25 protein-coding genes are annotated in these 22740 nt (G+C 62.6%); 10 read left to right on the top strand and 15 right to left on the bottom strand.

Annotation, left to right across the window (positions count from 1 at the left end):
- Positions 1 to 1023: 1023 nt before the first annotated feature.
- Positions 1024 to 2598, bottom strand: coding sequence for a 2-polyprenylphenol 6-hydroxylase (ubiB, locus tag ACU5AZ_RS08350; RefSeq protein ID WP_446825537.1), 1575 nt, complete (start codon positions 2596 to 2598; stop codon positions 1024 to 1026).
- A 6-nt stretch (positions 2599 to 2604) separates the two neighbouring features.
- Complete coding sequence (ubiE, locus tag ACU5AZ_RS08345) at positions 2605 to 3381, bottom strand: bifunctional demethylmenaquinone methyltransferase/2-methoxy-6-polyprenyl-1,4-benzoquinol methylase UbiE (protein ID WP_261931423.1); 777 nt, start codon at positions 3379 to 3381, stop codon at positions 2605 to 2607.
- Between the two features lie 163 nt (positions 3382 to 3544).
- On the opposite strand from ubiE, the gene mutM reads away from it, so the two are divergent.
- From mutM to dnaA, 4 genes are all read left to right on the top strand, one after another.
- A complete protein-coding gene (gene mutM, locus ACU5AZ_RS08340) occupies positions 3545 to 4423 on the top strand; it encodes a bifunctional DNA-formamidopyrimidine glycosylase/DNA-(apurinic or apyrimidinic site) lyase (protein ID WP_446825536.1) in 879 nt (292 codons plus the stop codon).
- 31 nt (positions 4424 to 4454) lie between these two features.
- Positions 4455 to 5228, top strand: coding sequence for an enoyl-CoA hydratase (locus ACU5AZ_RS08335; RefSeq protein WP_446825535.1), 774 nt, complete (start codon positions 4455 to 4457; stop codon positions 5226 to 5228).
- Between the two features lie 200 nt (positions 5229 to 5428).
- Positions 5429 to 5695 carry a 30S ribosomal protein S20 gene (rpsT, locus tag ACU5AZ_RS08330; RefSeq protein ID WP_261931420.1) on the top strand — a complete coding sequence of 89 codons (267 nt, stop codon included), beginning with the start codon at positions 5429 to 5431 and terminating at the stop codon, positions 5693 to 5695.
- Positions 5696 to 6525: 830 nt separating this feature from the next.
- Positions 6526 to 7965, top strand: a complete 1440-nt coding sequence (gene dnaA / locus ACU5AZ_RS08325) for a chromosomal replication initiator protein DnaA (protein ID WP_446825534.1) — start codon at positions 6526 to 6528, stop codon at positions 7963 to 7965.
- A 105-nt stretch (positions 7966 to 8070) separates the two neighbouring features.
- On the opposite strand, the gene ACU5AZ_RS08320 is transcribed toward dnaA, so the two are convergent.
- On the bottom strand, positions 8071 to 8373 hold the full coding sequence (locus ACU5AZ_RS08320) for a hypothetical protein (RefSeq protein WP_446825533.1): 303 nt from the start codon (positions 8371 to 8373) through the stop codon (positions 8071 to 8073).
- Positions 8374 to 8555: 182 nt separating this feature from the next.
- Here ACU5AZ_RS08320 and ACU5AZ_RS08315 point away from each other — a divergent pair, with 182 nt between their 5' ends.
- Positions 8556 to 9149 carry a class I SAM-dependent methyltransferase gene (locus tag ACU5AZ_RS08315; RefSeq protein WP_446825532.1) on the top strand — a complete coding sequence of 198 codons (594 nt, stop codon included), beginning with the start codon at positions 8556 to 8558 and terminating at the stop codon, positions 9147 to 9149.
- Between the two features lie 64 nt (positions 9150 to 9213).
- On the opposite strand, the gene ACU5AZ_RS08310 is transcribed toward ACU5AZ_RS08315, so the two are convergent.
- The 5 genes from ACU5AZ_RS08310 to rph form a co-directional block, all read right to left on the bottom strand.
- Positions 9214 to 9792, bottom strand: coding sequence for a GNAT family N-acetyltransferase (locus tag ACU5AZ_RS08310; protein WP_446825531.1), 579 nt, complete (start codon positions 9790 to 9792; stop codon positions 9214 to 9216).
- A gap of 226 nt (positions 9793 to 10018) precedes the next feature.
- Positions 10019 to 11206, bottom strand: coding sequence for a radical SAM family heme chaperone HemW (gene hemW / locus ACU5AZ_RS08305; protein ID WP_446825530.1), 1188 nt, complete (start codon positions 11204 to 11206; stop codon positions 10019 to 10021).
- Positions 11206 to 11850, bottom strand: a complete 645-nt coding sequence (rdgB, locus tag ACU5AZ_RS08300) for an RdgB/HAM1 family non-canonical purine NTP pyrophosphatase (protein WP_446825529.1) — start codon at positions 11848 to 11850, stop codon at positions 11206 to 11208. Before rdgB ends, hemW begins: the two co-directional genes overlap by 1 nt.
- Positions 11850 to 12272: a VOC family protein gene (locus tag ACU5AZ_RS08295; RefSeq protein ID WP_446825528.1), complete on the bottom strand. Its 423-nt coding sequence runs from the start codon at positions 12270 to 12272 to the stop codon at positions 11850 to 11852. The genes rdgB and ACU5AZ_RS08295 overlap by 1 nt, the downstream gene beginning before the upstream one ends.
- Before the next feature lie 20 nt (positions 12273 to 12292).
- Entirely contained in the window at positions 12293 to 13015 is a 723-nt protein-coding gene (gene rph, locus ACU5AZ_RS08290; protein WP_446825527.1) for a ribonuclease PH, read from the bottom strand.
- Positions 13016 to 13189: 174 nt separating this feature from the next.
- Between rph and hrcA the strand changes: the two genes are divergently transcribed.
- Both hrcA and grpE read left to right on the top strand, forming a co-directional pair.
- Positions 13190 to 14278: a heat-inducible transcriptional repressor HrcA gene (gene hrcA / locus ACU5AZ_RS08285; RefSeq protein ID WP_446825526.1), complete on the top strand. Its 1089-nt coding sequence runs from the start codon at positions 13190 to 13192 to the stop codon at positions 14276 to 14278.
- 111 nt (positions 14279 to 14389) lie between these two features.
- Entirely contained in the window at positions 14390 to 15037 is a 648-nt protein-coding gene (gene grpE / locus ACU5AZ_RS08280; protein ID WP_446825525.1) for a nucleotide exchange factor GrpE, read from the top strand.
- Between the two features lie 97 nt (positions 15038 to 15134).
- Here the strand turns inward: grpE and ptsN are convergent, their stop codons facing one another.
- The 7 genes from ptsN to lptC all read right to left on the bottom strand — a co-directional run bounded on the left by ptsN (position 15135) and on the right by lptC (position 20600).
- Positions 15135 to 15599, bottom strand: a complete 465-nt coding sequence (gene ptsN / locus ACU5AZ_RS08275) for a PTS IIA-like nitrogen regulatory protein PtsN (protein WP_261931409.1) — start codon at positions 15597 to 15599, stop codon at positions 15135 to 15137.
- A gap of 85 nt (positions 15600 to 15684) precedes the next feature.
- Complete coding sequence (hpf, locus tag ACU5AZ_RS08270) at positions 15685 to 16260, bottom strand: ribosome hibernation-promoting factor, HPF/YfiA family (protein WP_446825955.1); 576 nt, start codon at positions 16258 to 16260, stop codon at positions 15685 to 15687.
- A gap of 68 nt (positions 16261 to 16328) precedes the next feature.
- Positions 16329 to 16484 (bottom strand): hypothetical protein, encoded by a 156-nt coding sequence (locus tag ACU5AZ_RS08265; RefSeq protein ID WP_446825524.1) that lies wholly within the window; start codon positions 16482 to 16484, stop codon positions 16329 to 16331.
- A gap of 202 nt (positions 16485 to 16686) precedes the next feature.
- Entirely contained in the window at positions 16687 to 18243 is a 1557-nt protein-coding gene (rpoN, locus tag ACU5AZ_RS08260; protein ID WP_446825523.1) for an RNA polymerase factor sigma-54, read from the bottom strand.
- 293 nt (positions 18244 to 18536) lie between these two features.
- Positions 18537 to 19310: an LPS export ABC transporter ATP-binding protein gene (gene lptB / locus ACU5AZ_RS08255; RefSeq protein ID WP_446825954.1), complete on the bottom strand. Its 774-nt coding sequence runs from the start codon at positions 19308 to 19310 to the stop codon at positions 18537 to 18539.
- A 46-nt stretch (positions 19311 to 19356) separates the two neighbouring features.
- Positions 19357 to 19920 carry an LptA/OstA family protein gene (locus tag ACU5AZ_RS08250; protein WP_446825522.1) on the bottom strand — a complete coding sequence of 188 codons (564 nt, stop codon included), beginning with the start codon at positions 19918 to 19920 and terminating at the stop codon, positions 19357 to 19359.
- Between the two features lie 14 nt (positions 19921 to 19934).
- Positions 19935 to 20600 (bottom strand): LPS export ABC transporter periplasmic protein LptC, encoded by a 666-nt coding sequence (gene lptC, locus ACU5AZ_RS08245; protein ID WP_446825521.1) that lies wholly within the window; start codon positions 20598 to 20600, stop codon positions 19935 to 19937.
- A 287-nt stretch (positions 20601 to 20887) separates the two neighbouring features.
- Here lptC and sppA point away from each other — a divergent pair, with 287 nt between their 5' ends.
- From sppA to ACU5AZ_RS08230, 3 genes are all read left to right on the top strand, one after another.
- Positions 20888 to 21832, top strand: coding sequence for a signal peptide peptidase SppA (gene sppA, locus ACU5AZ_RS08240; RefSeq protein WP_446825520.1), 945 nt, complete (start codon positions 20888 to 20890; stop codon positions 21830 to 21832).
- A 34-nt stretch (positions 21833 to 21866) separates the two neighbouring features.
- Entirely contained in the window at positions 21867 to 22187 is a 321-nt protein-coding gene (locus ACU5AZ_RS08235; protein ID WP_446825519.1) for an integration host factor subunit beta, read from the top strand.
- Positions 22188 to 22305: 118 nt separating this feature from the next.
- The gene (locus tag ACU5AZ_RS08230; RefSeq protein WP_446825518.1) at positions 22306 to 22647 is read left to right on the top strand and encodes a lipopolysaccharide assembly protein LapA domain-containing protein; all 342 of its coding nucleotides are present in this window, start codon (positions 22306 to 22308) and stop codon (positions 22645 to 22647) included.
- The last annotated feature ends 93 nt before the right edge of the window (positions 22648 to 22740 follow it).

Below are 22740 nucleotides of genomic sequence, written 5' to 3'. Positions count from 1 at the left end.
AGAGTCCCTGGCGCGATGGACATCGCGCTGCTGGATCCCGGATCAGGTCCGGGATGACGGGTGTTGTTGGTGGCCATCGTCTGCGTCTCCATTCCTGTCCTCACCCTCCGGACACACCTTCCCCTTCACGCGCCCGTTTCCGGCCGTGGCATGAAGGGTATGAAGGACGAAGCGCCCGGGGTGCCTCATCTTTTGTGTAATATCATGGCCCTTCCGGGCGCCTCGTTCGGCGGTTTGTGCCCGCGGATCCCTCTGCGGCCTTGCCTCGCGGCAGGGCCCTGCGTGCCTCGAAGGCACGTCATTCAAGGGCGCGCCGGCGGGGCGTTTTTAACGCCCGACCGGTCTGCCCACCCGCCAGCACGCAACGGCTTGCGTCCTGTATGGCCCCCGCATCGCGGGAACCGCACGGGCCGAGGGGGACCGTTCGCGAACCCCGACGGATATGAGCCTGCGATCGCCCGCACCCGTCAGCGCCGGTTCCGCTCGCCAGGTTCGCTCCCCCGGCCTATCCACACGGAACGGGACGAGTATGGCACGGGTTTCGGGGAGGGGGATTTGAGTGGAAGATTGGTGGCTTGTGGGGCGCCTCTCCCCTTGTGGGAGAGGATACAAAATCACGGCCTTGGCGCAGCCAAGTCGTAGATTTTGTTGGTGAGGGGATAGTTTCGCCAGCGTGGCTCTGACCCCCTCTCTTGGAATTTCTAACACTTAGCCGTTGGCTAAGATGTTGAAATTCCATTCTCCCCCGCCAAGGGGGAGATGACGCGCCGCGAGCGTCGCCCTCTCTTTCTTCCGTCATGCCGGACTTGATCCGGCATCCAGCCAACGCGCGTCGGTGCGGTGAGAGAAGCGGCGACGGACGCTTCCCTTGGAAGAGAGTCCCACGCGCGATGGACATCGCGCCGCTGGATCCCGGATCAGGTCCGGGATGACGGAGGTGGGGTGCTCCATCCTTTCCCTTATCCTCGCCCGAGGCCGAAGGGTGGGCAGGTCCGTTCAGCTCGATAGGCCTTTCGCCCCGCCCTAAGCCAGCACCCAGCCGATCCAGATCAGCGCCGCCGCAATCACCCATAGCGCCAGCCGGCCGGAGCGGCTGTGGCGGGCTTCGGCCTTGCCGATGGCTTCCGCGGTGGCCGGGTCGAACCTGAGGCCGTTTTCGCTCATCACCATCAGTTCGTGATGGAATTTTTCCGTGCGGGCGGCGATTTCCGGGACGGCTTCGGCGAGCTTCAGGGCGGCCGACAGGCCGTCCTTCAGGTCGGTCACGATGCGCTTCGGGCCGAGATTGTCGCGAATCCAGCCGCCGACCACCGGCTCGGAGGCCTTCCACATGTTGAACTTCGGATCGAGCGTGCGCGCCACACCCTCGACGACGACCATGGTCTTCTGCAGCATGACGAGTTCGGGCCGCGTCTCCATGTCGAAGAGTTCGGTCACTTCGAAGAGCAGGGTCAGGAGCTTGGCCATCGAGATCGTCTCGGCCGGCTGGCCGTGGATCGGCTCGCCGATCGCGCGGATCGCCTGGGCGAAGCTCGCATGGTCGTGGTGGCCGGGCACATAGCCGGCCTCGAAATGGGTTTCGGCGACGCGCATGTAGTCGCGGGTGATGAAGCCGTAGAGGATTTCGGCGAGGAACCGGCGTTCCTTCTTGCCGAGCCTTCCGACGATGCCCATGTCGACGGCCACCACGGTGCCGTCGGCTTCCACGAAGAGGTTGCCCTGGTGCATGTCGGCATGGAAGAAGCCGTCGCGCAGCGTGTGGCGCAGGAAGGCCTGCATCATGGTGACGGCGAGCGCGTTGAGATCGTGGCCGGCGGCGCGAAGCGCCTCGACGTCCGACATCTTGATGCCGTCGATCCATTCCATGGTGACGACGTCGCGGCCGGTGCGCTCCCAGTCGACCTTCGGCACGCGGAAACCGGGATCGTCCTTGGAATTCTCGCCGAGTTCGGAGAGTGCGGCGGCTTCGAGACGGAGGTCCATCTCGACCTTGGTCGTCTGCTCGAGTGTCTTCGTCACCTCGACCGGGCGCAGCCGCCGGGTTTTGGGAATGAAGCGCTCCTGCAGCCGGGCAAAGGCATATTGCGCCTCGATGTCGCGGGCGAAACGCTCGCGCACGCCGGGCCGGATGACCTTGACGGCAACCTTGCGGGGGATGCCGTTCGTCTCGACCTCGGCAGGATGCACCTGCGCGATGGAAGCGGCGGCGACCGGCTCGCCGAACGAGGCGTAGAGCGTCTCGATGCTGCGGCCGAGCGAGGCCTCGATCTGCGCCCGTGCGGCGGCCGTCGGGAACGTCTGCATGCGGTCCTGCAGCATGGAGAGGTCAGCGGCGAATTCGACGCCGACGACATCCGGGCGGGTGGCCAGGAACTGGCCGATCTTGACGTAGGAAGGGCCGAGCCGTTCGACCGCGCGGGCGAGATTGTCGCGCCGGTCGCGGCGAAGCGCGCGGTTGCGGGCAAAGATCCCGGCAAGCTTCTGGCCGACGCGGGCGAGCGGCGGCAGGTCTTCCGAAGGCAGCGCCGAGACGACGCCCTCGCGGACGAGAACCCAGCCGACCCGGGCGAGCCGGTAATATGCGCCGATCGTGCTCATCCGGGCTTAAAGCTTCCAGCCGGAATGCAGCGCCGCGATGCCGCCGGTGTAATTGGTGAAGGTGACGCGGGAGAAGCCGGCGGTCTCGATCATCGCGGCAAAGTCCTTCTGGCTCGGGAACTTGCGGATCGATTCGACCAGATACTGGTAGGGCTCGTCGTCGCCGGTGATCGCCTTGCCGAATTTCGGGATCGCCTTGAACGACCATTCGTCATAGACGCGGTCCAGCAGCGGCAGTTCGACTTCGGAGAATTCGAGCACCAGCAGCCGGCCGCCGCGCTTCAACACACGGTAGGCTTCCGACAGCGCCACGTCGATGCGCGGCACGTTGCGGATGCCGAAGGCGATCGTATAGGCGTCGAAGGAATTGGCTTCGAAGGGAAGTTCCTCGGCATTCGCCTCGACGAAGGTGAGGTTGTCGGAAAGCCCCTTCTTCGCCGCGCGCTCCTCGCCGACGGCCAGCATCGAGCCGTTGATGTCGAGGACGGTCGCATGCGCCTGGCGCTTCGAGGCCTCGATGATGCGAAACGCGATGTCGCCGGTGCCGCCGGCCACGTCGAGCACGCGGTAGGACGGATCGGGCCGCGGGGTGAGGGCGGCGACCATGGCGTTCTTCCACACCCGGTGCAGGCCCGCCGACATCACGTCGTTCATGATGTCGTAGCGCTTGGCCACCTTGTGGAAGACGTCGTTGACGAGGCCCTGCTTTTCGCCTTCCGCAACGTCGCGGAAACCGTAGGATGTCGCCATGCCGCCATCGGCGGACGTGCGGCCTTCAGCCATGAGCCTTACTCCATTTCAAACTGGGGATGCGGAAATCGTCATTGCCGCACCTTATATAGGGCGTGGCGGCGAAGGCGAGAACACCCTTTGCCGCAGCCTGTCCGCGCTGCTATAGCCGGAAACAGAAAATCTTGAAACAGGAAGTTCGACGAAGGGTTACCGGATGCCGGAATTGCCGGAAGTGGAGACCGTCAGGCGCGGGCTCGCCCCCGTGATGGAGGGCACCGTGCTCGGCCGGCTGGAGCTGCGCCGCAGCGACCTGCGCTTTCCCTTCCCCGCGGCCTTCGCCGAGCAGGTAGCGGGAAGGCGGATCGTTTCGCTGTCGCGCCGCGCCAAATATCTGCTGATCGATCTCGAGGACGACCTGACGGTGGTCGCCCATCTCGGCATGTCCGGCTCGTTTCGCGTCGCCGATGCCACGCTCGGCGAGTTTCACCATCCGCGCGGCAAGGACGTCAAGCACGACCATGTCGTCTTCCATCTGGAAGGAGAGGGGGCCGGGCGGCATGTCATCTATAATGACCCGCGCCGCTTCGGCTTCATGGACCTGATGCGCCGCTCCAATGCGGCAGCCTATCCGGCCTTCCGCGACCTCGGGCCGGAGCCGACCGGCAATGCGCTCGACGCCGATTATCTCGCCGCCCGTTTCCGCGGCAAGGCGCAGCCGCTCAAATCCGCGCTCCTCGACCAGAAGGTGATCGCCGGGCTCGGCAATATCTATGTCTGCGAGGCGCTGTGGCGCGCCGGCCTGTCGCCGATAAAGCCCGCCGGAAGCCTGGTGACGAAGACCGGCCGGCCGGGGGCGAAGCTCCTCGAACTGGAAGCGGCGATCCGCGCCGTCATCGCCGACGCGATTGTCGCCGGCGGCTCGACTCTGCGCGACCATATCCGCACCGACGGCTCGCTCGGCTATTTCCAGCACTCCTTCTCCGTCTACGACCGGGAGGGAGAGCCCTGCCGCCGCGAGGGCTGCGCCGGCACCATCCAGAGGCTCGTGCAGGCGGGCCGCTCGACATTCCATTGCCCGCGCTGCCAGAAATAGCGCGCAGAACAAGACAAAAGGGAGAAGCAGCATGGCCTATGAGACGCTGATCGTGGAGAAGAAGGGCAGGGTGGGGGTCGTCACGCTCAACCGGCCGCAGGCGCTGAACGCGCTGAATTCGACGGTGCTTGCCGAGATGATCGAGGCGCTGGCCGCCTTCGACGGCGACGACGAGGTCGGCGCGATCGTGATCACCGGCTCGGAAAAGGCCTTCGCCGCCGGCGCCGACATCAAGGAAATGCTGCCGCTCGAATACCCCGACATCTATAAGTCCGGCTTCATCGCCGGCTGGGACAAGGTGGCGGCGACCCGCAAGCCGATGATCGCGGCCGTTTCCGGCTATGCGCTCGGCGGCGGCTGCGAACTCGTGATGATGTGCGACATCGTGATTGCCTCCGAGACGGCGAAATTCGGCCAGCCGGAGATCACGCTCGGCGTCATTCCCGGCATGGGCGGCACGCAGCGCCTGGTGCGTTCGGTCGGCAAGGCGAAGGCGATGGATCTCGTGCTGACCGGACGGATGATGGATGCCAAGGAGGCGGAAAGCTGCGGCCTCGTCGCCCGCGTCGTCGCGCCGGAAAAGCTGATGGAGGACGCGATGGCCGCCGCCGAGAAGATCGCTTCCTTCTCGCTGCCCTCGGTGATGATGGCCAAGGAAGCCGTCGCCAACGCGTTCGAGCTGACGCTCGCGGAAGGCATGCGCTACGAGCGCAACCTGTTCTACGCACTGTTTGCGACGGAGGACCAGAAGGAGGGCATGGGGGCCTTCGCCGAAAAGCGCAAACCGGACTTCAAGAACCGGTGAATGGCGGTGGCGGCATGCAGATTCTTTTCCGCCGGACCCCGTTTGCGCGTTGACGTCAGGCCGGATTGCAGCTATATGCCCGCCACGGTTTGGGAAGCCCATCAGGCTTTCCCTTAAATTTGCTCCCGCATTGTTGCACGGAATGGCCGCAGACTGGCCGCGGCGATGACGGGATTGTTTGATTTCGAAGAGAGGCATACATGGCCAATACCAAGTCGGCAAAGAAGGCGACCCGCAAGATCGCTGGCCGTACCGCAGTCAACAAGAACCGCGTTTCGCGCGTCCGCACCTTCATCCGCAAGGTTGAAGAAGCGATCGCTTCGGGCAATGCTGCCGACGCTCTCGCAGCCCTCCAGTCCGCTCAGCCGGAACTGCAGCGCGCCGCATCGAAGGGCGTCATGCACCGCAACACCGCATCCCGCAAGGTGTCGCGTCTTGCCCAGCGCGTGAAGGCCCTTTCGGCCTAATTTCGACGCTTCATTTCGTCTCTCGACAAAGCCTGGCCGTTTCGGCCGGGCTTTTCGTGTTTGTCCCGGTCGCCGTTTTGCCCTCCGTCAATGTGTCAATCTTATGACGTCGCGGTGACATTAAAAAATCATTAAAATCAAGAACTTGCAGAAGGATATGACGGCCGGTTCGATCTTACGCTACGGAAGATGACCCCCGAAGTGAGTCAAGCGAATTTTTATTTTTTTTCGATTTCGGGTGTTGCAGACCTGCACTTGAGCTGAATCCCGTTGATTCAAAAGCGATTCTCCAACCCTCCAAAACGGGCTTTTAAACCCCGCCCCGAGAGTCAATGGCCGCCCGTTAAATTTGCGTAAATTTCACCGTTGATCTTGGCCATCGATCTTGCCTAAATGACTTCCAGCAAAGGGGTGGGGCAACTCCAAAGGGTTAGGCATGAAAATTGCTGGCGACAGCAAGCGGTTTTTTGCACCCACTTGCTGCGGGACTTTTCTGTCCCGCATTTCGCGAAACGAACAAGGGTTTGCCGGGAGTCCGTCTGGTCTCCGGACACATTGTCTTTGTCTCTTTGCGAGAGTGTGAAGCGTAGGCGGGTGGCTCCGCCAGAAAAAGAAGGAGGCCGTGTTTTTAGGTGACCGGGTAAGCGCATGCGAGGGCGCGAACTTTGTGTCTTGACGGAGAACTGACTGGCGCGGCGGAGACCTGCTCGGCGAAGCGGGACGTGGCGGCTGTATAAAAAAGGCGGAAAAAAGTGCTGACTACAATCAAATCATCCGGTTCTAACGATAATGCCGAAGAAGTGCTGTCTGCGGTGGGAGGCTGGTCCACGATGGATCACAACGTTCTTTTCGACCGTTTCAGCAAGCGTCTGAAGGCTCAGGTCGGGTCCGATGTCTATGCAAGCTGGTTCGGACGTCTCAAGCTGCATTCAGTCTCGAAGAGCGTCGTAAGGCTTTCCGTTCCCACCACCTTCCTGAAATCCTGGATCAACAACCGCTATCTGGATCTCATCACCAGCCTGCTGCAGGAAGAAGAGCCGGCGGTTCTGAAAGTCGAGATCATGGTGCGCAGCGCGACCCGCGCCGCCAAGCCGTCGGCTGAGGAGACCGCCTCCTCCGGCACCGACGCGCCGGTCCAGACCACCCTTTCCGGTCCGCAGTCGATCGCCCAGGCCGTGCCCGTGCTGAAGACGCAGATGCAGCGTCCGGCAAACACGCAAGGCCCGCTGTTCGGTTCGCCGCTCGACAGCCGCTACACCTTCGACAGCTTCATCGAGGGCGCGTCCAACCGTGTCGCCCTTGCCGCCGCCCGCACCATTGCGGAAGCCGGCGCGAGTGCTGTGCGCTTCAATCCGCTCTTCATCCATTCCTCCGTCGGCCTCGGCAAGACGCACCTCCTGCAGGCGATCGCCAATGCGGCAATTTCCAGCCCGCGCCAGCTGCGCGTCGTCTACCTGACGGCCGAATACTTCATGTGGCGCTTCGCCTCGGCGATCCGCGACAACGACGCCCTGTCGTTGAAAGACACGCTGCGCAACATCGACCTGCTCGTCATCGACGACATGCAGTTCCTGCAGGGCAAGTCGATCCAGCACGAATTCTGCCATCTCCTGAACATGCTGCTCGACAGCGCCAAGCAGGTCGTCGTCGCCGCCGACCGCGCGCCGTGGGAGCTGGAATCGCTCGACACCCGCGTTCGCTCCCGCCTGCAGGGTGGCGTGGCGATCGAGATGGAAGCGCCCGACTACGAGATGCGCCTGGAAATGCTCAAGGGCCGGCTCGAACAGGCCCGCAAGGAAGATCCGTCGATCGATATCCCCGCCGATATCCTCACGCATGTCGCCCGCAAGGTGACCGCCAGCGGCCGCGAGCTGGAAGGCGCATTCAACCAGCTCCTGTTCCGCCGCTCCTTCGAGCCGAACATCTCGGTCGAGCGCGTCGATGAACTGCTTGCCCATCTGGTCGGGGCCGGCGAGCCGCGTCGGGTGCGCATCGAGGACATCCAGCGCGTCGTCGCCCGTCATTACAACGTGTCGCGCCAGGAGCTCGTCTCCAACCGCCGCACTCGCGTCATCGTCAAGCCGCGCCAGATCGCCATGTATCTGTCCAAGACGCTGACGCCGCGCTCCTTCCCGGAAATCGGCCGCCGCTTCGGCGGACGCGATCACACCACCGTTTTGCACGCGGTGCGCAAGATCGAGGAACTGATTTCGGAGGATACGAAGCTTTCCCACGAGATCGAGCTGCTGAAGCGGCTGATCAACGAATAGGCGGACCAAGAAGGGCCGGCGGAAACGCCGGCCTTTTTCTTTAGCCGTGTCCGAAAATCGCGTTGGAACGCATGAATCCGGCAATTCGCTCCCGGGCTGGCGGCATCATTTTTCTCCGCCAAGCGCCTTGAGATAATCCGAAATCGCTTGAACGCACTTCACTGACGCCTGGTGCCGCTCATCGGTCAGACGCCCGAGCCCCATGTGCTCGGTTACGACTCGGTCGAGATATGAAATTGCGTCCTTCGGTTGGCCTCCCTGACGCAGGAGATCAACGACATGGAGGAGGTAGGAATCGTATTCGTCGGCCGTGCAGGTCTTCCAGTCTGCCGATTCGGCACTGCGGATACCGATTGGATCCCAATCATCCCACCCGATCTTTCGTAGTTCGCTGATCTGGATGTTCAAAGGGCTTTTCATCAGAGCACCATCAACGCTCACCTGGACATTGATTATCCTATATTCGCGACATCATCTTGGGCAACCTTCGTGTCCTCTGAAGGACAGAGCGCTCGGCTTTCGCAAACATCGCCCTTGCCCTACAAGATTTGTGGACGCTACTGCTTCTATTCATGATTGAAAGGCGCGTGATGACCGACGACCATTCCACCGACCGCTTCTATGCGCAGAATGCCGCGCAATATGCCGCGGATACGGAGCGGCGGAATTTCGGGAGGCTGGACGCCTTCATCGCCCGCCTGCCGAAAGGCGCCCGCGTTCTCGAGCTTGGCTGCGGCGCTGGCCATGACAGCGCCCACATGCTGTCACTCGGGATCGAGGTCAGGCCAACCGACGGCACGGCGGAAATGGCCGCCGAAGCCGAGAGGCGGCTCGGCGTTCCGGTTCGCGTGCAGCCTTTCGCGACCCTCTCGGACAGCGCCGCTTTCGACGCCGTCTGGGCGAACGCCTGCCTGCTGCACGTGCCGAGAACCGAACTGCCGGAGATCATCGGCCGCATCGCGCGGGCGCTGAAGGCCGGCGGCCTGTTCTACGCGAGCTACAAGACGGCGGCGGACGAGACGATCGATCGCTTCGGCCGCTACTACAACAACCCGTCGGCGGAGTATCTGCAGAGCGTTTACGAGGCCGCCGGCCTTGGCACGATCGAAATCGATGCCAGCTCGGGCGGCGGCTATGACGGCGTGCCGACAGATTGGCTGCATGTGACAGCGACGAAGGTTTGAGGGCGGGCCAGCCTCTTCCATTGAGGAGGGTCCAGTTACCTGTAGCAGCCCCGCCTGTCCCCAGTCACTCGGTCGTTGTCGGTTGTCGCGGCATGGGATCGAACCGCAGGCGAGCCATCATGAGGGCGTCCGCATAGGTTCCGTTTCGATAGGCATAGCCGCGCAGCAGCCCTTCATCCTGAAAGCCGAATTTGCGGTAGAGACCGATTGCAGCCTTATTGTCGGCAAAGACCTCAAGCTCCAGACGGCGAATGTCGTGCCAATTGTCGGCAGCGTCGATGATCGCGGCAAGAAGAGCGGAGCCGATGCCCCGCCGGTGATAGTCGTCATGCAGGCCCATGCCGATCCGCGCGACATGCGCACGCCGTCCGGCAAAGCGGCGTGCGCCGGCATCGCCCACCACCTTGCCGTTCAGTTCGGCGACGATGGAGATGTCGTCGGGGCCGATCGCCGCGAACCACTTCTCCGTGTCGGAGAATCGCTGGAAAGGGAGCCGGAGCGTTCCCGCCCGGAAACCCGGCATGGTAACGATTTCGAAAAGGGCAGGCAGATCCCGTTCATGGACTGGGCGGATGATGAGGTTGGCGGGGCCGGATCCCAGTTTGCTTGGCAGGTCTGCATGGTCAGGCTTGCTTTCACGCATGGCTTTTTCCTGGTTGTGGAAGAAGCGGAGCGCTGAAAAAACAAAACCCCGCTTGGTTCGCGGGGTTGGTCGGGATCTATGATGCTGAACTCAAACCTCAGCCAGTCCCGCAAACCCCGAGGTCTGCATGGTGGTCATGGTCATAAGGGTCTGGCCGGCTGTGATCATGAAGGGGAGGATAGCCGAGCGGTTCGAAAGATCAAGCAGGGTCGCCGCTTGTTCTTCATCAGCAAGCCAAATCGGCGACCACCGCGTCGAGCACCAGCATGCCCGACGGCGTGCATCTCAGCCGCGAATTGCCGATCCGCTCGATAAAGCCGTGTTCGAGGAGCGTTGCCTCGCGCTTCGGATCGGGGTCGCGGCCCGACAGCATCTGCCAGCGGGCGAGGTCGACCCCTTCGCGCAGGCGCAGGCCCATCAGCAGCAATTCGTCCGCCTGCTCCTCATAGCCGAGAAGCTCCTGGTCGATCATGCCGTGGCCCTGCGTCTCGACGAGTTGCAGCCAGCGTTCCGGATTGCGCTCCGTGCTGGTCGCGGTCTTGCGGTTGCCGGTCTTCAGACGGCCATGCGCCCCGGGGCCGATGCCGGCATAGTCGCCGTAGCGCCAGTAGGTGAGGTTGTGGCGGCTTTCGGCGCCCGGCCGGGCGTGGTTGGAAACCTCATAGGCCGGCAGCCCTTCGTCGGCGGTGATCGCCTGCGTGGCCTCGTAGAGCAGCGCCGACTGGTCGCCGTCCGGCACGATCAGCTTGCCGGCCTTGTGCAGGCCATAAAACGGCGTGCCTTCCTCGATCGTCAGCTGGTACAGCGACAGATGGTCGACGGCATAGGAAATCGCCTCGCGCAGCTCCTGCTCCCAGGCGGTGACCGTCTGGTTGGGGCGAGCATAGATCAGATCGAACGACATCCGCGGGAAGATTTCGCGCGCCAGCCGGATCGCCTTCAGCGCATCGGCGACGTCGTGCAGCCGGCCGAGGAATTTCAGGTCGATGTCGTTCAGCGCCTGGACGCCGAGCGAGACGCGGTTGACGCCGGCCGCGCGGTAGCCCTTGAACCGCTCGGCCTCGACGCTCGACGGATTGGCCTCCATGGTGATCTCGATGCCGGCCGGCACGTGCCATTCGCGGGCGATGCCGTCGAGGATGGTCTCGACCGTCCTCGGTTCCATCAACGAGGGCGTGCCGCCGCCGAGAAAGATCGAGGTGACGGTGCGGGCACCGCTCATCTGCCGCATGGTCGCCATTTCCTTCAGGAAGGCGGCGGCGAAGCGCTCCTGGTCCACCGGCTGGTGGCGCACATGGCTGTTGAAGTCGCAATACGGGCATTTGGCCGCGCAGAACGGCCAATGCAGATAGACGCCGAAACCCGGATCGCCGGTGTCGGGCAGCAGTCCGGCATGTGCATCTATCAATGCCATCAGGCCTCCAGGCAGGTTTCGACGAACAGCTTGAAGGCGCGGGCGCGGTGGGAAAGCGCGGTCGCATCGCCGGGCTTCCAGCCGTGCTTTTCGTCGGCCTCCATTTCGCCGAAGGTGCGCTCATGGCCGTCGGGCTTGAAGATCGGGTCGTAGCCGAAGCCGCGGCTGCCGCGCGGCGGCCAGACGATCTCGCCTTCGACCTCGCCGCGGAACATTTCGGTATGGCCATCCGGCCAGGCAAGGCAGAGCACGGAGACGAAGCGGGCGGTGCGCTCATTGGCGGCGGCGCCCTTGTCCTTGAGCGCCTGCTCGACCTTTTCCATCGCCATCATGAAGTCGCGGCCGCTGCCGTCCGGCTTCTCCGCCCAGTCGGCAGTGTAGACGCCCGGCGCGCCGTCGAGCGCGTCGATGACGAGGCCGGAATCGTCCGAAAGCGCCGGCAGGCCGGAGGCTTTCGCCGAGGCGAGCGCCTTGATGGCTGCATTCTCCTCGAAGGTCGTGCCGGTCTCGTCGGGGACCGGAAAGTCGAGAGCCGCAGCCGAGCTGGCATTGAAGCCGAACGGACCGATCAGGTCCTCGATCTCACGGATCTTGCCGGCATTGTGGCTGGCGACGACGATCGTCTTCTGGTCGAGTTTGCGCATCAGTCCTGCTCTAGTCCCCACAGTTTCGGTTCGGCGCATTCGAGGCTGTTGCCGGCCGGATCGCGAAAGTAGATCGACCGCGCGCCGTTCGGCCAGCAAAAATCCGCTTCGATGGCGACGCCGGCATTTTCGAGCCGCGCGCGAACGCCGTCTATCTCTGCGCCGGCAACCCGGAAGCAGGCATGGCCCGGACCGTTCGTACCGTGCGACGGCACCGGCAGGCGGTCCGGCGCGGCGGGCTTTGCCGTCTCGTCCGGATTGAAGACGAGCAGAATACCGTCGCCGCAGCGGAAGAAGACGTGCCTGTTCGCCACCCGTGTGATTCTCTCAAGGCCAAGGATGCCGCCATAGAACGCCTCCGCCGCGTCGAGATCGCGGGCGTAGAGCGCTGTTTCCAGTATGGCGGCAATCGCGTTCGTCATGATCTCCGGGACGCTTAGCCTCAGGCCGCGCCGACCGCCTGCTTCTGCAGCGATACGAGATCGGCAATGCCGGTCTTGGCAAGGCCCATCAGGGTGAGGAATTCCTCGTCCGAGAACGGCTTGCCTTCCGCCGTGCCCTGGATCTCGACGATGCCGCCCTTGCCGGTCATGACGAAGTTGGCGTCGGTTTCGGCAGCCGAGTCTTCGAGATAATCGAGGTCGATGACCGGTTGGTTGGCGAAGATGCCGCAGGAAATGGCGGCGACATGATCGATCAGCACGCGATCGGTCTTGATCATGCTGCGCGCTTCCATCCATTTCAGGCAGTCGTAAAGGGCGATCCAGCCGCCGGTGATCGAGGCGGTGCGGGTGCCGCCGTCAGCCTGGATGACGTCGCAGTCGACGGTGATCTGGCGTTCGCCGAGCGCTTCGAGATCGATGACGGCGCGCAAGGAGCGGCCGATGAGGCGCTGGATTTCCTGCGTGCGGCCGCCCTGCTTGCCGGCGGTCGCCTCGCGGCGCATGCGTTCGCCGGTCGAGCGCGGCAGCATGCCGTATTCGGCCGTCACCCAGCCCTTGCCGGAATTGCGCATCCAGCCCGGTACCTTTTCCTCCAGGCTGGCGGTGCACAGAACATGCGTGTCGCCGAATTTCACCAGGCAGGAGCCTTCCGCATGCTTGGTGAAATTGCGCTCGAAGCTGACGGCGCGCATTTGATCTGTTTTTCTGCCGGATGGACGCATAAGGTATCTCCTTGTTCTTTGGTCAGCCTTCTACGGCTCACCCGGCCTTTTTGCAAAGAAAAAGCGAGGATCATGCCCGACTTCCATGGTCGCAGGCGAAATTCCGGTTTGAGTTGGAAAAGGGAACGACTATATTTCAGACAGAGTTGAACTGTGATGGATATCGCGCATCAGATGGGTTTTCCTGGCAAGCCGGACAAGGACGCTGTCACCGCACTGGACGACCGTTCGAAAGAGATTTTCCGGCGCATCGTGGAGAGTTATCTGGAGAGCGGCGAGCCCTTGGGCTCGCGCAATCTCTCGCGCCTCCTGCCGATGTCGCTGTCGCCGGCCTCCGTGCGCAACGTGATGAGCGATCTCGAGGAGCTGGGTCTCGTCTATTCGCCACATATCAGCGCCGGACGGCTGCCGACGCAGCTTGGCCTGCGCTTCTTCGTCGATGCCTTCATGCAGATCGGCGACCTGTCGGAGGATGACCGCGCCTCGATCGACCGCCATATGCGCTCGGGCCATGCCGACCAGTCGGTGGAAACCCTCCTCAATGATGCCAGCCAGATGCTGTCTGGCATGTCGCGCGGCGCCGGCCTGGTGATCACCTCGAAGGCCGATCCGGTCTTGAAGCATGTCGAGTTCATCAGGCTCGAGCCGACCAAGGCGCTTGCCGTGCTGGTGGGTGAGCAGGGGCAGGTGGAAAACCGCATCATCGACCTGCCGTCCGGCATCACCACCTCGCAGCTGACCGAGGCTGCCAATTTCATGAACGCCCATATGACCGGCAGGACGCTCGCCGAACTGCGCCGGCAGCTGGAGGCCTTGAAGGACGAGGTGCGCCGCGAGCTCGACACGCTGTCGCAGGACCTCGTCAGTCGCGGCCTCGCCGTCTGGTCCGGATCGGGCGAGGAGGGCAAACCCTCCCAGCTCGTGGTGCGCGGCCGCGCCAACCTGCTCGAGGGTGTGGGCGGCGTCGAGGACATCGACCGGCTGCGCATGCTGTTTGATGATCTGGAGAAGAAGGACAGCCTGATCGAGATCATGAGTCTCGCTGAAACCGGGTCGGGCGTGCGCATCTTCATCGGCTCGGAGAACAAGCTTTTCTCGCTCTCCGGCTCCTCGCTGATCGTCGCGCCCTTCCGCGATGCCGACGAGCGGATCGTCGGCGCGGTCGGCGTCATCGGCCCGACACGGCTCAATTACGCCCGTGTCGTGCCCATGGTCGACTACACCGCGCAGCTGATGGCGCGGCTCGCCCGCTCGGGGCGCTAGACAATCCCGAAAACGACGGATTTCCGGCCGGCGATCGCACGCAAGCCTTGATTTTTCGGCCGTGAACCTCGATATCGGGCACGACATGAAATGACCTATCCGGAGATCGTCATGACCGATGAAATGAAGAAGAACGGCCCTGACACCGCCGCAGAGGCCGCAGCCGAAACCGAAGCTCCGAAGGAGCAGGATGCAGCCGGCGCCGCCGAAGCGGAAGCGCGGGCGCCCGACCCGATCGAACAGCTGCAGGCCGAAAACCTCGACCTCCGCGACCGCATGCTGCGCCTCGCAGCCGAGATGGAAAACCTGCGCCGCCGCACCGAGCGTGACGTCAAGGACGCCCGTTCGTATTCGGTCGCAGGTTTCGCCCGCGACATGCTCGCCGTATCCGACAACCTGCGCCGCGCGCTCGACGCCGTTCCGGCCGAGGTTCTGGAAAACGCCGATGCGGGCCTGAAGGCGCTCGTCGAAGGCGTCGACATGACCGAGCGTTCGATGCTCTCGGCGCTTGAGCGTCACGGCGTCAAGAAGATCGAATGCGAAGGCGAGAAGTTCGATCCGAACTTCCACCAGGCGATGTTCGAGGTTCCTAATCCGAACGTGCCGAACAACACCGTCATGCAGGTCGTCCAGGCCGGCTACACGATCGGCGAGCGCGTGCTGCGCCCGGCCATGGTCGGCGTCGCCAAGGGCGGCCCGAAAGCTGAAACCGTAGCGGCCGAACCGGGCACCGAGGCCGTGAACGAAAAGGACGCGTAAGGGCACATCCTTCCGCAACGTTCCAGAAACTCGACACAAGAAAGCCGCCGGACGCATTTCACGTCCGGCGGCTTTTCATTGGTGCCTGCGAAAAGGATCAGGCGGCGTTCGAGGCTTCTTCCTCGTTGAGGAAGGTGTAGATCGCCGAGGCGCTGTCGGTGGCGCGCAGCTTGGCGACGAGATCCTGGTCGCGCAGGATGCGGGCGATGCGCGACAGCGCCTTCAGGTGGTCCGCACCGGCGCCTTCGGGCGCCAGGAGCAGGAACACCAGATCGACCGGCTGGTCGTCGAGCGCCTCGAAATCGACCGGTGTCTCCAGGCGTGCGAACACGCCGACGATCGACTTGATGCTGGTGAGCTTGCCGTGCGGAATGGCGATGCCATGTCCGACGCCGGTCGAGCCCAGTCGCTCGCGCTGCAGGATGACGTCAAAGATCTCCCGCTCGGGAATGCCGGTTATCTTGGAGGCCTTGGAAGCCAGTTCCTGGAGCAACTGCTTTTTCGAATGAGCCCTCATCGAGGGGATGACCGCATCTGTCTGCAGAAGGTCTGCCAATGCCATTTAATGTTCCTTCGCGCCGCATGAAGGGAGGAGAGCCCGGCGGGTGCCAGTTAACGGGTTCTTTGCCTGCCGGGCTATCTTGATTTCAACTCTTGATGGTGGCTGCGTCAATCCAGCCGATATTGCCGTCCTGACGACGGTAGACGATATTCAGGTCTTCCTTGCCCGGGCTGCGGAAAATGAAGACCGGTTCGTCGGTCATGTCGAGCGCCATGACGGCGGTCGCCACCGTCATGGTTCTGATCTGCTTGCTGCTTTCGGCAACGATCGTCGGCGCGAAATCTTCCGGGAGCTCTTCGTGCTCTTCCGGAACCGCGTCCATCACCGTGTAGGAGATTTCCGCGGAGCCGTTCTGGTTGTTGCCGGCGTGATGATCCTTGAGTTTCCGCTTGTAGCGACGAAGCCGCTTCTCGATCCGCTCCGCGGCCGCGTCGAACGCAGCCTCCGGGCTGTTGGCCTGACCTGCCGCGTGCAGAACCACGCCGCTGTCGAGATGAAGCCTGCAATCCGCCGCAAAGCGGGAGGACGACTTCTCGACCGTCACCTGTCCTGAAAAGCCGCCGTCAAAGTACTTCTCGATCGCCTCCCCGATCTGACCTGTAATCCGTTGACGGAAAGAATCGCCAATTTCCATATGTTTACCGGATACACGCACACTCATGGATTTTTCCTTCTTATGCTGATTTGCGGGTATCAGTTTACGCCAACCGGCGGTCTCATCCAAGCGTTTCAAGCGAACAGGTCATTGATCGATGCCGTATCGACGATGACCAGCCATTCGAATTCGAGGAGTTTTGCGGGTCTCGTCGAGACGATCGCATCAATCGTGCCGGCTTTTCGCCCTGGCAATCGCTTGACCGATGCTCCGGTTCGGCTTTCGCTCATCCCCATTCAGGCGGACAAGCTGCGCCGGGAGCGCAAAAATCTTCGCATTCGAGCGTCGCAGGCTTCCTTTTCAGCTGGAACCATAGCGGCTGCGGCAATATGCCGTCAGCTTCCCAAGTGCGGGCGGCTTCTAGCGCCGGACCCCTTCGAAGTCAACACTTTCCGTTAACTTTTCCCCGGCAGTGCGGAGGGTTGTGGATAGTCAAAAGCCGGAAACCCTGGCCATCGCCCGCTTTTCACGCCGGCGTTGAACGGAGGAGGGGATGTTCATCGCCTCGCGGTATTTGGCGACCGTGCGGCGGGCGAGATCGATGCCGCCGCCCTTCAGCCGCTCGACAATGTCGTCGTCAGACAGGACGGCATCCGGGGCCTCCTGGGCGATCATCACCTTGATGCGGTTGCGCACCGCTTCCGCCGAATGATTGTCGCCACCCTCGGAGGAGCCGATCGACACGGTGAAGAAGTATTTGAGCTCGAACAGGCCTCTCGGCGTCAGCATGTACTTGTTGGACGTCACGCGGCTGACGGTCGACTCGTGCATCTTGATGGCGTCGGCGACGGTCTTCAGGTTGAGCGGCCGCAGCGCGTCGACCCCGTGGGTCAGGAAGCCGTCCTGCTGGCGGATGATTTCGCTCGCCACCTTCATGATGGTGCGGGCCCGCTGGTCGAGGCTGCGGGTGAGCCAGTTGGCGTTCTGCAGGCATTCGGACAGGAATGCCTGGTCCTCGCTCTTGCACGCCCGGCCCTTTGACACTTCGGCGTAATAGCCCTGGTTGACGAGAACCCGGGGCAGGGTCTCCGGGTTGAGCTCGATCGCCCAGCCGCCGGAGGGAGCCTCGCGCACGATGACGTCGGGCACGATCGCCTCGACCGGATTGCGGTCGAAATTGCTGGCCGGCTTCGGGTTGAGCTTGCGGATCTCCGACAGCATGTCGATGAGGTCTTCCTCGTCGACGCCGCAGATCTTCTTCAGCGAGGCAAAGTCGCGGCGCGCCAGAAGATCGAGATTGACGACGAAGGCTTCCATGGCCGGATCGTACCGGTCGAGCAGCTTCAGCTGGATCGCCAGGCATTCGCTGAGCGAGCGGGCGAAGATGCCCGGCGGATCGAGCGTCTGCAGCGCGGCCAGCACCTTCTCGATGAAGACGAGGTCCATGCCCAGCCGGCTGGCAATCGAATCCGTGCTTTCCTGCAGGTAGCCGGCATCGTCCAGAAGATCGACCATATGGTCGGCGGCGATGCGTTCGCGCGGTGTGGTCAGCACGAAGGGGATCTGCTGGCTGAGGTGGTCGCGAAGCGAAACCTGCCCGGCGACGAAATCCTCGAGATCGTAGCCGTCCGATCCTTCCGACGAGCCCGGCATGGATTTCCACTGGTCGATGAGACCGGGCGCTTCCGCCTTGCGCGGCGCGCTGTCGTCCGACATGGCTTCGTCGAAGTTGCTGTCGAGTTGGTCGTTGAGCCGGACGGTACCGCCCGTGGCGCCATGCTCGTACCAGTCACCCGAAGGCTCGGCGTCCGCGGCTTGCGTCCGGGCATCCGCTTCGGCGGCCTCGGAAGCGTCGCGCTCCCGGTCTGGCGTCCGGTCGGACGTGTCGTCTTCGGCGATTTCGAGAAGGGGGTTCTTTTCGACTTCCTGGGCAATGAACTGCGTCAGTTCGAAATGATTCATCTGCAACAGCTGAATCGACTGCATCAATTGCGGTGTCATCACCAGGGACTGGCTCTGTCGCAGATGAAGGCTGGCCGATAATGCCATGGCGAACGCTGAACTCCCTACGGATCAGATCGGGACACCGCCTGCCTGTTTTGCAGGCAATATCCATCTGGCCCAAAAATTGCTTTTTTGTAGCCCGAGGTCAAGCGTCATGACGTCTTAAGATTAATTTCGCCCGGTCGCATCCCTGTTTTGGGGCGTTGGCGATGCCGATGAGCCGCGGATCAGGGCGCCGGAGCGTGACGCGCACACGGGAATCGCGCGAGCCGCGCGTCACATCCTGGTTTCCGAGTGGGCGTCGGCGTTCAATCGGGAGCAATTGAACGCGGCGGGGCCTAGAGGCTGAACTTGTCGCCGAGATACAGGCGGCGCACTTCCGCATTTCCCACAACTTCATCGGCGCGGCCGTGAGTCAGCACCTCGCCGGCGTGGATGATGTAGGCGCGGTCGATCAGGCCAAGAGTCTCGCGGACATTGTGGTCGGTAATCAGCACGCCGATGCCGCGCGCCGTCAGGTGACGGACGAGGTTCTGGATATCGGCAACCGAAATCGGATCGACGCCGGCAAAGGGCTCGTCGAGCAGCATGAACGCCGGATCGGTGGCCAGCGCGCGGGCGATTTCAAGACGGCGCCGTTCGCCGCCGGAAAGCGCTACGGCCGGAGACTTGCGCAGATTGTCGATGTGGAACTCTGCGAGCAGCGAATTCAGCTTCTCGGTCCGCTCACGCTTGTTCTTCACATGCATTTCGAGAATAGCGTTGATGTTCTGCTCGACGGTCAGGCCGCGAAAGATAGAGGCTTCCTGCGGCAGATAGCCAACACCGAGACGTGCGCGCCGGTACATCGGCATCGAGGTCACGTCATTGCCGTCAAGCTCGATGCGCCCCTCGTCGACCGGCACGAGGCCGGTGATCATGTAAAAGCAGGTCGTCTTGCCGGCTCCGTTCGGGCCGAGCAGACCGACGGCCTCGCCGCGGCGCACCACCAGCGACACGCCGTTGACGACGCGTCGGTTGCGGTAGGCCTTCGTCAGGCCGCGGGCAATCAGGGTTCCTTCATATCGGGACCTGTCTGACGGCGCAGCGGCCTGCTTCTTCGGTTCGGCGATCTCTTTGGTCGGGTTGAAGGGTTTCGTCACGGAAAGGTCAGTCCTGTTACGGCTTCTGCCGGGATTTCGGGTCTAGCTGGATCTTTACCCGCCCGCCACAGGCATCCAGCTTGGCTTCTCCGGTCTGCATCTGAACGGTCAGCTTACAGCCGACGAACACGTTTTGCCCCTGCGACAGCACGACCTGCTTGCCTTGCAGCACGAAGGTCTGCGCCTGCATGTCGAAATGACCGGTATCGGCGGTCGCCTGCTGGGTCTCGGAGCTCAGGAAGACATTGTCGGAGACATCGATCTTGTCGATGTCGGCATTGCCCGAGGCCACCGATGCGGCACCGCCGGAGGTCTGTCCCTGCTTGACGTAGTAGACGGTCATCTTGCCGGCCTTCAGCGTCGTCGTGCCCTGCACGACATTGACGTTGCCGGTGAACACGGCCGAACTCGACTGGTCATGGACCTCGAGCTGGTCGCTCTCGATCTGGATCGGCTGATCATTGGAAAGCTTCATGCCCTCCATCTGCGTCGATTGTGCCAGCGCTCCCGTCGACAGGCTCGCGGCGAGCGCGAAAGATGTCACCAGGCAACCAAATTTTTTCACTCGGCCTACATTCATCGGATTTCCATCTTTCACTTTTTCGTCTTTCGCAGAGCGTCCGGGCTTACATTCATGCGGACATGACCGGTGAACTTTATCACGCGGCCGTTATCCGACATATCAAGAGAATCGGCATCAATCGATGCGCCATTTGCCGTAATCGAGACGGGCCGGTCGGAGACCAGATGTCCGCCGTTGACGTCGAGGAAGCCCGACTGGAAGCGCGCCGTCACACCGTTCGACAGGGTGATCGTGAACGGTTCCTCGACGGTCAGGTCGTCGGCCTTGCGGTCGTAGGTGGCGGACTTGGCGACCACGTGGGCCATCGTATCGGCATTCATCGGCATCGATGCGTTGATGTCTTCAAGCTTGATGGTGTTCGAATCCTTGATCGGCTGCAAGGCTCTTGCCGCGGTCATGGAATAGAGGATGCCCATCCGGTTGCGCCCGGAAATCGCCGGCTTTTCCATCACCACCATGCCGTTCTCGATGGTGGCGGCGGCGATCTTGATGTTGTCCGGCAGGTAGCTGCGCACGACGGCGACGCCGACGAATGAGCCCGAGACGAGAATGGCGGCCAGCGGCAGGAGGACTTTCAGCCAGCGCACACGCCGAGAATGGCGAAGCCCGCGCGAATACGCGCTCTGCGACTTCGCCAGGCCGGCGCCGTATGCCGGCTTCTGCACGCTATCAAGCATGAACCCCAGACTTTCCCAACAATCGAATAGTCGGAACATATGTTCCGAAGTTAAAGTAATAACACAATATAATGCAAATCAATTGCATTGCGCGCAATGTCAAGCTCGGTCAAAGCCCGTTAATACCACGCAATTCACTGATTCCCGGTGAACATGCGACCTTTTCGGCACACATGCCATCATGACAGCCGATTGCCAATATGGTTTCTTTCTTGCCATATGCAACCGCGTGGCGCTAGTGGTGCGGCACGAACCGACATTTTCCGGCACAGGGCTTTTATTCTCCGATGGACCAATCCGCAATCGCCGACCGCCGAGCACTTCGCCGCAAGCTGGGCTTCTGGAGGCTCTTCGCGGCCGCGCTCATTCTTGTCGGTGGCTTTTCGGCCTATTTTATGGCCAATGGCGAGCGGGTCGGCTCGGCCCCGCAGGTTGCCCGCGTCAGCGTCACCGGCCTGATCACCGACGACGAGGAGCTCTTGGCGCGGCTTACCCGGATCGAGGAGAGCGACGCGGTCAAGGCACTGGTCGTTTCCATCTCGTCGAATGGCGGCACCACCTATGGCGGCGAAAAGGTCTACAAGGCGATCCGCCGCATCGCGGCGGTCAAGCCGGTCGTCTCCGACATCCGCACCACCGCGGCGTCGGCCGCCTACATGATCGCGGTTGCCGGCGACCGCATCTTTGCCGGCGAGACATCGATCACCGGTTCGATCGGCGTGATCTTCCAGTATCCGCAGGTCAAGGACCTCCTGGACAAGATCGGCGTTTCGCTTGAGGAGATCAAGTCGGCACCGCTGAAGGCCGAGCCATCGCCATTCCATCCGCCGAGCGAGGATGCCAAGACCGTGGTGCGCGACCTGGTGCTCGACAGCTATGACTGGTTCGTCGACCTCGTCGCCGAACGGCGCGGCTTCTCGCATGACGAGGCCGTGACCCTTGCCGACGGGCGCATCTTTTCCGGCCGCCAGGCGCTGAAGCTGAAGCTGGTCGACGAACTCGGCGGCGACGAGGAAATCCGCGCCTATCTTGAGACCAGAGGCGTGTCTTCGGACCTGCCGATGGTCGACTGGCAGGCGAGTGAGGGCATTTCCGGCTTCACGCTGCCCAGAGCACTTTCCACATTGATTAATTTGCTTGGTTATGGTGACTTAGCCGGACGTGACAAATTGCCGGCTGGTGCCGGAGAACACTTGCTGGTTGACGGGTTGACGTCGTACTGGCGGCCTTGAGTGGCCAAATAAGAATTTTGAAACGGGGGAAGTCGTGATCAAATCCGAGTTGGTGCAGATCGTTGCCGCGCGCAATCCGCACCTTTATCACCGCGACGTGGAAAATATCGTCAACGCCGTGCTGGACGAAATTACTGATGCGCTGGCGGCCGGTAACCGGGTCGAACTGCGTGGCTTCGGTGCGTTTTCCGTCAAGAATCGTCCGTCCCGCTCCGGTCGCAACCCGCGCACCGGCGAAAGCGTTTTCGTCGAGGAAAAATGGGTTCCCTTCTTCAAGACCGGCAAGGAACTGCGTGAACGCCTGAATGCCGACGGCATGCTGGATGACGACGAGGACGACGAAGACGAGGATTGATCCGGCAGGGCGCGAGACGGCAAAATCCGCATGATGGTCTTGCGGAACGGTCGCTTCGCCCCATATTTTGCCGGAAATGCATGCCAGTCTGTGCCGACACTGGCGAGGAGAATGCCGAATGACGCGAAAGCTGATCAACATCATCGTCCTGGTGCCGCTCGGCATCGTCTTGATCCTGCTCTCCGTTGCCAATCGTGACAGCGTGACGCTGGCGCTCAACCCCTTCCGCCCGTCCGACCAGGTCCTGTCCGTCAGCGCACCGCTGTTCGTCTTCCTCTTCTGCGCCCTGATCCTCGGCATGATCGTCGGTTCGGCCGCCACCTGGGTCAGCCAGGGCAAGCACCGCAAGCGCGCCCGCCGCGAGGCACGCGAGGCCGTCAAATGGCAGGCCGAAGCCGGCCAGCACAAGGCGCGGGCGGAATCGCTCGCCGGCCAGTCGCTCTCCCTGCCGGGCAACTGACCGGCTCCACCCTCTCCAGTTTTTTTGCCCGTCGAGCAGGTTCACGCAAGTGTCGGCCGCTAGACCTTGCCGCCGTGGCAAGAGGCATGCGGT

This window comes from Rhizobium sp. PAMB 3182 (genome assembly GCF_052908355.1).
Note: the sequence above shows the minus strand (reverse complement) of the source record. Positions and strands in the feature narration are given on the sequence as shown.